A 7,926-nucleotide genomic window follows, 5' to 3' on the forward strand; every position below is an offset into this window, starting at 1 on the left:
GCGGTACGCTTAGATTGATGCGAAATTGATACAAACAAGAAGATGCGCTCGCCATTTATCCCTCAAGAGGAACTTGAATCGGGAAAAATGAGACGGACGAGTGCGCCTCCACCCGGCGCATCCTCGATGCGGATCTCGCCTCCATGCAAGGTCATGATGGTCGAGGCGATAGCGAGGCCAAGGCCTGCGCCTTCGGTGCGACTTTTGTCCAGCCGATGGAAACGCTCCAGCACGGCGCTACGTTGAGCAGCCGGAATGCCCGGACCGTGATCGCGCACTGAGCATTGTCCGCCCGGTCCCGCAACCACCTCAACCACGGTCCGCGGCGGGGTGTGGGACACGGCGTTCTCGACGAGGTTCCTGAGTGCTCGGCCAATCGCGTCGGCATGCCCGTGCACTTCGGTCGCGCCGGCATCCCGGAACGCGATGGAGCGACTGCGGGCAACGGCAAGGGGCGTCAGTTCTGAGGCGACGTCAGAGGCAATCGCACGAAGGTCAGCGCGCGTATTCGCGTCGATCTCAAGCGCCGTAACGTGAGACAAGTCCAGCATCTGGTCCACCAGGCGCTTCATTCCCTGCGCATCGGCGGCAAGCCTTGATTTCGCCTCACCCTCAGGCAATTTGCCGATGCTCAGCATCATGATGGCCAGCGGCGTTCGCAGCTCATGGGCGGCGTCACCGGCAAAATCCTTCAGCGTCCGCACGGCACGCTCGACGCGCTCCAGCATCCTGTTGACGGCGCTTACCAGCGCCTGCACCTCCCGCGACGAGGCTTTCGTCTCGATCCTCATCGCAACCTGTGCCGGGTCGATTCCATCGACGGCGGCGATCGTGGCCCTGAGAGGCCTCAAGGTGCTGCGCACCACGCTGAAGTTGAACAGCAGGAAGAGCAGCGAGAGCAGCAGGAGCGGAAACAGCACATGGAAGCGGATTTCGTTGAAAATAACTGGAACGAAGGGGCCAAAACCCTGCCCAGCTATGGCGACCGTGATCCAGAAGGGTTCATCCGCCACGGTGACGCGGCGCGTCCCTGAGAGCAGAAAGCGGTTGCCCCAGTTCTCCCGCTGGGTGCGGATCACCAGGAATGACGCCGGGGCCTCGTCAGCGACCTTGATATCGCCGTCATCGAACTGCCCGATGACGCCGCCGCCCCGCTCGTGGATGAGGAATGCTCGCTGCGTTCCTTTGGCGATAGGCTGCCGGAGATCTTCTGGGACAGTGCTGCTCGCGCGCATCTGCGGTATGTCGCTTGCGATCCGATCGGCCTCCGCGCTGATCAGGAGCTGATCTAGCTCATTGGGCCTGTTGACATACGACCACACCACGGCGGACAGTTCGACCACCATGAAAACCAAGCCCACCAGGGCGAGCCGCATGGAAAGCCGAAAGAACAAACTGCGTGGCTGGTGAGGACCGTCGCGAGACATCACGCCCGGTCATCCTGTTCAACCGCCGGCGTGATCATGTATCCGATGCCGTGGGCCGTATGCAGGACGACATTCGCGCTCTCGGCCGCGAGCCGACGACGCAATCGAGATACGGCGGCCTCCACCGCATTGGGAGTCACCTCCGAGGAAAGGGCGTAAAGCGCTTCTTCAAGGCTGGCCTTGCTCACGACGTGACCGGCCCGTCGCATCAGGCGCTCGAGCAGACCCAATTCACGCGGCGGCAGGCGGATCACGCGCTCACCGATCCGAACCTCGCGCTCAACACTATCGAAGGCAAGGTCCCCCACGCTCAAGATCGTGCCGAGGCAACCGCCGGGCCGGCGTAGTAGCGCGCGGCAGCGAGCCGCGAGCTCCGGCATCTCGAACGGCTTCACCAGATAGTCGTCAGCCCCGGAATCGAGTCCGCCAACGCGATCGCCGAGCCCGTTTCGAGCGGTGATGACGAGAATGGGCGTCGTGCCTCCCGCTCGCCGGATAGAGCGGATGAACGCAACGCCATCGCCATCCGGCATGCCGAGATCGACGAGCAGCAGATCATAGCGTGCGACAGCAATGCTCTCCTCGGCCTCGGTGAGGGTAGAAAAGCAGTCGAGCACGAAGCCTTGCTCAGCAAGGCCTTCCGAGATCAAGGTCGAGAGGCGGGGATTATCCTCCGCCAGCAGTACCCGCATGGTCGATATCCGTTCCGCTGGCGCGGCGTTTGCGCCCGGTGATCATGGCAAGAATGAGATTTTCCCGATGTAGCACACTCTCCATTATGGCTGCGAATACATGGATAGCGGCCATCGCGATGATGAGATTAGCGCAGAGCGCATGCACCTCCTGGAGCCATTCGACGCCCCAGAACGCGTCGAGCCCCTGCATCCAGCCCGTGAGGCAAGTTAGGGCGATAAGCGTCATGAGCACCAGGACCATGGCCCCGCCGGCGGGATTATGACCGACATAGCGACGATCCCGCCGGGCCTTGACGGCAGCGAGATGCAGAAGGACGGCTCGCGGCGAGGTCACGAAGTCGGAAAAGCGCGCATGGGTGCTTCCGACAAATCCCCACACGACGCGCACCGCCAGAGCGGCGGCGATCCCATAGCCGACATAGCGATGGGGCGGCTTTCCCGAGGCCAGCACGAAGTAATTAAGGGCGGTGCCGAGGACCACCGTCCAGTGAAAAATCCTGACCAGCGGGTCCCACACGCAGACGGCGTCCTGGCCACGTGGTGGCGCCACAGCGCGGCTAACCTCGGACGTCATTGGCTCAATCCACATTCTTCTCGACGATCGCGGCGGTGACGGGGTTGAAGTAGACTTCAGCCTTATGGCCGTCCGCCGTATAGCCGTAGATCTCGTAGCAGCCGGTGGTGGTCTTCTTGAATATCTTGATATCCTTGTATCCCATGTCGGCGATCTTCTGCTTCATCGCGGACTCGCTGAGCCATTTGCTCTCAGGCTCCTTCGTGCAGGTGGGGCTGGCCAATGCAGCGGACGACACAAGGCACAGTCCAGCGGCGGCAATGAGAAGAGATTTGCGGATCATTTGCTTTCCTTAGAGACATTTTTGGTTCGCTGCGGTCAGCGCGACACCGGGATTTCTATGACCTGGTCCTGACGAAAGCCTGACGACACGAACGATACTTGCGATGACCGGCCCATTGTCAGGCTTTCGTCAGGGCGCCCTCCTATCGATGAGCCGTTGCTCCAGTGAGAGCAGACAGACATCCCGTCAGGAGACAGACCATGAAATTCGTTCGAAGCTTCCTCGTTGCTGGCGCGCTCGTCGCCGCATCGCTCGCCACGGCGCCCGCTTTCGCGGAAGACGGCCTGCATGAGCAGACCAAGAAAAACCTGGAAGCGGCCATGCATGGCGAAGCTTTCGCAAACCTCAAATATCAGGCCTATGCCGAGCATGCCCGCAAGAGCGGCCACCCCGAGCTGGCCAAGCTGTTCGACGAAAACGCCAATGTCGAAGCCAATGAGCATTTCGCGCGCGAGGCCGATGCGCTCGGACTGGCGAAGTCGGACGAGGCCAATCTCCTCGACGGCATGGCCGGCGAACACTACGAGAACACGAAGATGTATGTGGACTTCGCCAATCAGGCCGACGCTGTCGGCGACAAGAAGACGGCCGCCCTGTTTCGTCAGATCGCCGCAGACGAAGGCGATCACTATGCCTCCTATAAGGCGGCCGTGGAAAAGCTGCGCGCCGGTAAGTGAGTCGATGCGCGGCGCGAGCACCTTCTCGCGCCGCGTCCATCAGGCCGCCGAATGTTTGCCGCTTGTTCTCGCGATTTACCTCGCACCGCGAGCATGAAAATCCGCAATCCAAACTCTTGAGCCAGGGGCATTTTTCATGCGCGCTCTCCACAAGGAAACGCATCTGATCGAGCGTATCGGTTGGCTTCGGGCTGCAGTGCTCGGCGCCAATGACGGGTTGATATCGACGTCCAGCCTGATCGTGGGCGTGGCGGCCGCGACGACGGCCCAACATGAAATCCTCGTCGCCGGCGTCGCCGGGCTCGTGGCCGGCGCGATGTCGATGGCGGCGGGCGAATATGTATCGGTCAGTTCCCAGGCCGATACGGAACAAGCCGACATGGCGCGCGAACGCCATGAGCTGGCCACGCAACCCGAGGCCGAGCTGGCGGAACTCACCGCGATCTATCAACAGCGCGGCGTCAAGCCCGATCTGGCGCGGCAGGTCGCCGAGCAGATGATGGCGAAGGACGCTTTCGCAGCCCATGCGCGTGATGAGCTCGGGCTTGCGAGTCATGTGATGGCGAGGCCCGTCCAGGCGGCTCTTACTTCAGCGGCGACCTTCGCCTCCGGCGCGGCGCTGCCTTTGATCATCGCGCTGCTTTCGCCGGCGGCCACTGTCGTCTGGAGCGTATCAATCGCCTGCCTGATCGGGCTCGCGGTCCTCGGCGCCGTCGGTGCGCGGGCCGGCGGCGCGAAGGTGTTCAAGCCGACGCTTCGGGTCGTGTTCTGGGGTGCAGTCGCCATGGCATCGACCGCGCTCATCGGCGCTTTGGTGGGCAAGGCGGTTTAGCTGGCCGCCACCGATCCACGACCCCAAGCAGGAGACCTTTATGTCGACGCAAACAACGCAAATATCTTCCCCCTCGAAAATCGTGGACGAGAGCGGCCGGCTTCAACCGTATCGCGATCGGTACAATGCAACGGCGCGCCTCTTCCATTGGACCATCGCGCTTCTGATCGCCGGTATGTTCCTTACGGATTGGATGCGAGGAGCTGCCGAGCGCGGATCGTCGGGCAGAGTCTGGTGGCTTTCTGCGCATGAATCACTAGGACTTCTCGTCCTCATTCTATCCATCGTCCGGCTCGGCTGGCGGCTCGCCCATCCGGCTCCCGCGGTTCGCGGGTCGCCTCTGGTGAGAAAGGCAGCCGAAGCCGGCCATGTGTTGCTTTATCTGGCGACCCTCGGCCTGCCACTGGCTGGTATTGGCCGGGCGATGTCGGGAGGAGGAGATGTCGTGTTTTTCGGCCTCGTCATTCCCTCCATGACGGGCCGCAACAGCCTGCTTTCGACCATCACGCACTTCGTGCATGGCGGCTTGGTGATGAACCTGCTGCTGGCATTGATCGCAGGCCACGTGATCGCGGCGCTCTGGCATCAGTTTCTTCGAAAGGATGGCACGCTTCAACGCATGCTTTAGGCAGAAGGTCCGATAGTTGGGGCCTCTCCCTTGCTCGTCGGGAGGTTGGTCATCGCCGCCAACGCGGCGGCGGACGCTGGACAAGTGTCATTCGCTGAAGATGTCGACAATACGCAATTCTGATCTGGAGGGGACACCGAACAAGGTCGCAAGCCGACTGGAAATGTCGATGATCGAGTTGCGTCATATCCGATATTTCGTCGCTGCATCCGAGCATGGCAGCTTCCGAAAGGCAGCTCACGCGCTCGGTATCCGGGAATCGGCCGTCAGCAGGCGCATACGCGATCTTGAGGACGAACTCGGCGCCTCACTTTTTCATCGGCACAATGGCGGTGTGAGCCTTACGCAAGCGGGCCAGCACTTTCTACTTCGAGCGCGCAAAGCGCTTAGGCAAATCGGCGAAGGGGCACGAGACGTTGCCGCCATCGGGCGTTGCGAGGACGGACGCGTCAAGATCGGCATCTTCTCCTCACTCGCTTCGGGCTTCCTCTCCGATCTGCTTCGAGTTTACGATCAAAACCATGCAGGCGTGCGAATCGAATTCGTCGATGGCAATCCCGCAGAACACGTCTCCGCCATCCGCCAACTACGTCTCGATGTAGCCTTTATTACGGGGACATCCGGCTGGTCGGAGTGCGAGACCGATCATTTATGGTCTGAACGGGTCTTTGCCGTACTCCCTGGCAGCCATCCTCTCGCCGACAAAGTCGAGTTGGACTGGTCCGATCTCGCTGGCGAGACCTTTATCGTCAGCGATACCGCACCCGGACCGGAGATTCACGACTATCTTGTGCAACGTCTCGCTGATCTGGGCTATCACCCTGAAGTTCATCCTCAGCATGTTGGGCGCGACAATCTTTTATCGCTCGTAGCGGTTGGCCGCAGACTGACGTTAACCAGCGAAGCAACGACAGTCACCCATCTGCCGGGTATCGTCTATCGCCCCATTACAAAGGAAATATTGCCATTCAGCGCCGTGTGGTCGCCAAGGAATGACAATCCAGCTTGCCGTCGGCTTTTGAGTCTTGCGCGCTCTATGGCCCGATCGAGCAAGGTGGTCTAGATCAATCCTTTCCTTCGGAATTAGCGCGCAAGCGCGAGCAGCGATCTTGCCCACGCAATGGCGAAGCGGTCTACCGTGGTGCGCGGGCCCAAGGGGAGAGAGTGACGTCGTGCTGCTGACTGACACTGACCAGTGCGATCGCGGCCACCCGCACCAACCTCCCATCGCGACCGCAGGGATGGCTCAGATCGTTACCGTTTCATTGTGTCTGGCACGTCAGTGTAGAAACACCCATCGTACGGTTTGACCAAGAAAACCGAAGACCAACGCCTCATCCCAGTAGCTCAGGGTCCCGATTCTAAACCGCTCGTGGCTCGCGATGGCCAATACACAGCTGATAGCTGCACTCATGAACAACATCATCGCAAGCGCGTTTCCGAAGCCCCAAGGCAAGTGGCTTTGGGCGACAGCAAACATCAGAATTATATACACCTTAAGAAGAAAACGACGTGCGACATAGCGCGAGTCGGAGCCCAGCTTTGACACGCGCATGTTCGGAGCATTCAATGGCGGCATCTGTCTCGAAGTAGGAAGCCCTCGCGATTCGGGCTGACGGTTAGCATTCAGATTACGCGTCCTCGATGAGGCAGTTCGGAATAGGTATTGCGATAGATGCAGCGCCAATCGGGTAAGAAAAATTGCTCCTGCGCGGCGAAGCCAGAGCGTAACTTTCAAAAGTCTCAAAGACAATAAATAGAGCAGCCGCCGGAGGCGTTGGCTCCGCTTGACGAGGATCGTCCAAATACCCACGACCAACCTCAGATTAACAGAAAATCCGAACACCCGGCCGCGTAAACCTGTGTGCTCCTTCTCCCAAACATAAAGAGCGGGACAATCAGCAGATAGATACCGCTGAAGTCCCAGAAATATACGATGGTATATAGGACTTTTGATTTCGAACATCAGGACGACCCTGCAAGGCACTGTCACCCCAAGAATGGCAGTGATATGCAGCCAACGTCATCTAGCGGACAGAGTCCGCTACCGACGCATGAGGATCAACGAGCAATGCCAAGCGACAGTAGTCGAGAAAGCGCGCCGCTCGGGTCGTTCGGACGAGTCTGAAAGCTGTCAGTCTCGCCTGTGATGGCCCAAGCGGCCGGTCACGGAGGTGAGACATGAATATTCAGTTTTTTACCATGCCAGGTTCGCGTCACGGTTCTCGCGCTGCCTTGCCGAGGAACAATCGCGCGTTCTCTGATCAGGGGCGCCGGGATAATCGACCTTCCACGAAACCTGTCTCTGTGAACCGGATTCGAATGGTTGCGGTATGGCGCGTCAATGATGAAACCGGGCGGCTCGAATGCACATGGATGCCTGACGATGAGGCAGACAGTAGGGATGACTTGCGCCGGATGATTAAGCGTCTCTGGCTCTTTCTTGCTGTCTACCAGCAAGGTAGCATTGCGGCGTGAGATGAGTATGATGGATAATATCACGCTGCACGCGGCTTTCAGTGTTGCGATGATGCCGTTCCCTCATGGTCCCTGGGAGCTCAGCTCCATCCGTGGCGCCAATTCGTGTTGCCATCGGATCGCGCGGTTGCGCGAGAGTGCGCCCCCTCCATCTTGAACGACGACTACGCTGATCAAGAGCGCTCGGAACGCTGAGCGTCGTGAATGTCCGCCGTCAGCGCCCTTGAGACAGATTCGGGATTTTCGGGAAGGGAGGATTTCTGGATCATCGCAGCCATTCAGGAGCGCAGATGAGACAGAAATCGGTGCCGGAGAAAGCTCCGGCAGAGCAG

9 protein-coding genes are annotated in these 7,926 nt (G+C 59.9%); 5 read left to right on the plus strand and 4 right to left on the minus strand.

The features are described from left to right. Positions 1-62: 62 nt before the first annotated feature. From IED13_RS11350 to IED13_RS11365, 4 genes are read right to left on the minus strand one after another with little or no spacing between them, the layout of a single operon-like run. Complete coding sequence (locus IED13_RS11350) at positions 63-1,427, minus strand: sensor histidine kinase (RefSeq protein ID WP_024342664.1); 1,365 nt, start codon at positions 1,425-1,427, stop codon at positions 63-65. Then, complete coding sequence (locus IED13_RS11355) at positions 1,427-2,119, minus strand: response regulator transcription factor (protein WP_024342665.1); 693 nt, start codon at positions 2,117-2,119, stop codon at positions 1,427-1,429. The genes IED13_RS11350 and IED13_RS11355 overlap by 1 nt, the downstream gene beginning before the upstream one ends. Next, on the minus strand, positions 2,094-2,696 hold the full coding sequence (locus IED13_RS11360) for a cytochrome b/b6 domain-containing protein (protein WP_024342666.1): 603 nt from the start codon (positions 2,694-2,696) through the stop codon (positions 2,094-2,096). The genes IED13_RS11355 and IED13_RS11360 overlap by 26 nt, the downstream gene beginning before the upstream one ends. Before the next feature lie 4 nt (positions 2,697-2,700). Next, positions 2,701-2,979, minus strand: coding sequence for a PepSY domain-containing protein (locus IED13_RS11365; RefSeq protein WP_024342667.1), 279 nt, complete (start codon positions 2,977-2,979; stop codon positions 2,701-2,703). Between the two features lie 200 nt (positions 2,980-3,179). Between IED13_RS11365 and IED13_RS11370 the strand changes: the two genes are divergently transcribed. The 5 genes from IED13_RS11370 to IED13_RS11390 all read left to right on the plus strand — a co-directional run bounded on the left by IED13_RS11370 (position 3,180) and on the right by IED13_RS11390 (position 7,594). Then, a complete protein-coding gene (locus tag IED13_RS11370) occupies positions 3,180-3,656 on the plus strand; it encodes a ferritin family protein (RefSeq protein WP_024342668.1) in 477 nt (158 codons plus the stop codon). A 136-nt stretch (positions 3,657-3,792) separates the two neighbouring features. Then, positions 3,793-4,488: a VIT1/CCC1 transporter family protein gene (locus IED13_RS11375; protein ID WP_024342669.1), complete on the plus strand. Its 696-nt coding sequence runs from the start codon at positions 3,793-3,795 to the stop codon at positions 4,486-4,488. 40 nt (positions 4,489-4,528) lie between these two features. Further along, positions 4,529-5,116 (plus strand): cytochrome b, encoded by a 588-nt coding sequence (locus IED13_RS11380; protein WP_080654974.1) that lies wholly within the window; start codon positions 4,529-4,531, stop codon positions 5,114-5,116. Positions 5,117-5,285: 169 nt separating this feature from the next. Next, positions 5,286-6,179: a LysR family transcriptional regulator gene (locus tag IED13_RS11385; protein WP_080654975.1), complete on the plus strand. Its 894-nt coding sequence runs from the start codon at positions 5,286-5,288 to the stop codon at positions 6,177-6,179. Between the two features lie 1,118 nt (positions 6,180-7,297). Beyond that, entirely contained in the window at positions 7,298-7,594 is a 297-nt protein-coding gene (locus IED13_RS11390) for a hypothetical protein (RefSeq protein ID WP_191124234.1), read from the plus strand. The last annotated feature ends 332 nt before the right edge of the window (positions 7,595-7,926 follow it).

This window comes from Allobosea spartocytisi, from assembly GCF_014764685.1.
Taxonomy (GTDB): Bacteria; Pseudomonadota; Alphaproteobacteria; order Rhizobiales; family Beijerinckiaceae; genus Allobosea; species Allobosea spartocytisi.

What these genes read in the sequence shown, in the direction of transcription:
- IED13_RS11350 (WP_024342664.1), bottom strand. Translation starts at nt 1,427, where the DNA reads ATGTCTCGCGACGGTCCTCACCAGCCACGCAGTTTGTTCTTTCGGCTT.
- IED13_RS11365 (WP_024342667.1), bottom strand. Translation starts at nt 2,979, where the DNA reads ATGATCCGCAAATCTCTTCTCATTGCCGCCGCTGGACTGTGCCTTGTG.
- IED13_RS11385 (WP_080654975.1), top strand. Translation starts at nt 5,286, where the DNA reads ATGATCGAGTTGCGTCATATCCGATATTTCGTCGCTGCATCCGAGCAT.
- IED13_RS11370 (WP_024342668.1), top strand. Translation starts at nt 3,180, where the DNA reads ATGAAATTCGTTCGAAGCTTCCTCGTTGCTGGCGCGCTCGTCGCCGCA.
- IED13_RS11390 (WP_191124234.1), top strand. Translation starts at nt 7,298, where the DNA reads ATGAATATTCAGTTTTTTACCATGCCAGGTTCGCGTCACGGTTCTCGC.
- IED13_RS11355 (WP_024342665.1), bottom strand. Translation starts at nt 2,119, where the DNA reads ATGCGGGTACTGCTGGCGGAGGATAATCCCCGCCTCTCGACCTTGATC.
- IED13_RS11380 (WP_080654974.1), top strand. Translation starts at nt 4,529, where the DNA reads ATGTCGACGCAAACAACGCAAATATCTTCCCCCTCGAAAATCGTGGAC.
- IED13_RS11360 (WP_024342666.1), bottom strand. Translation starts at nt 2,696, where the DNA reads ATGACGTCCGAGGTTAGCCGCGCTGTGGCGCCACCACGTGGCCAGGAC.
- IED13_RS11375 (WP_024342669.1), top strand. Translation starts at nt 3,793, where the DNA reads ATGCGCGCTCTCCACAAGGAAACGCATCTGATCGAGCGTATCGGTTGG.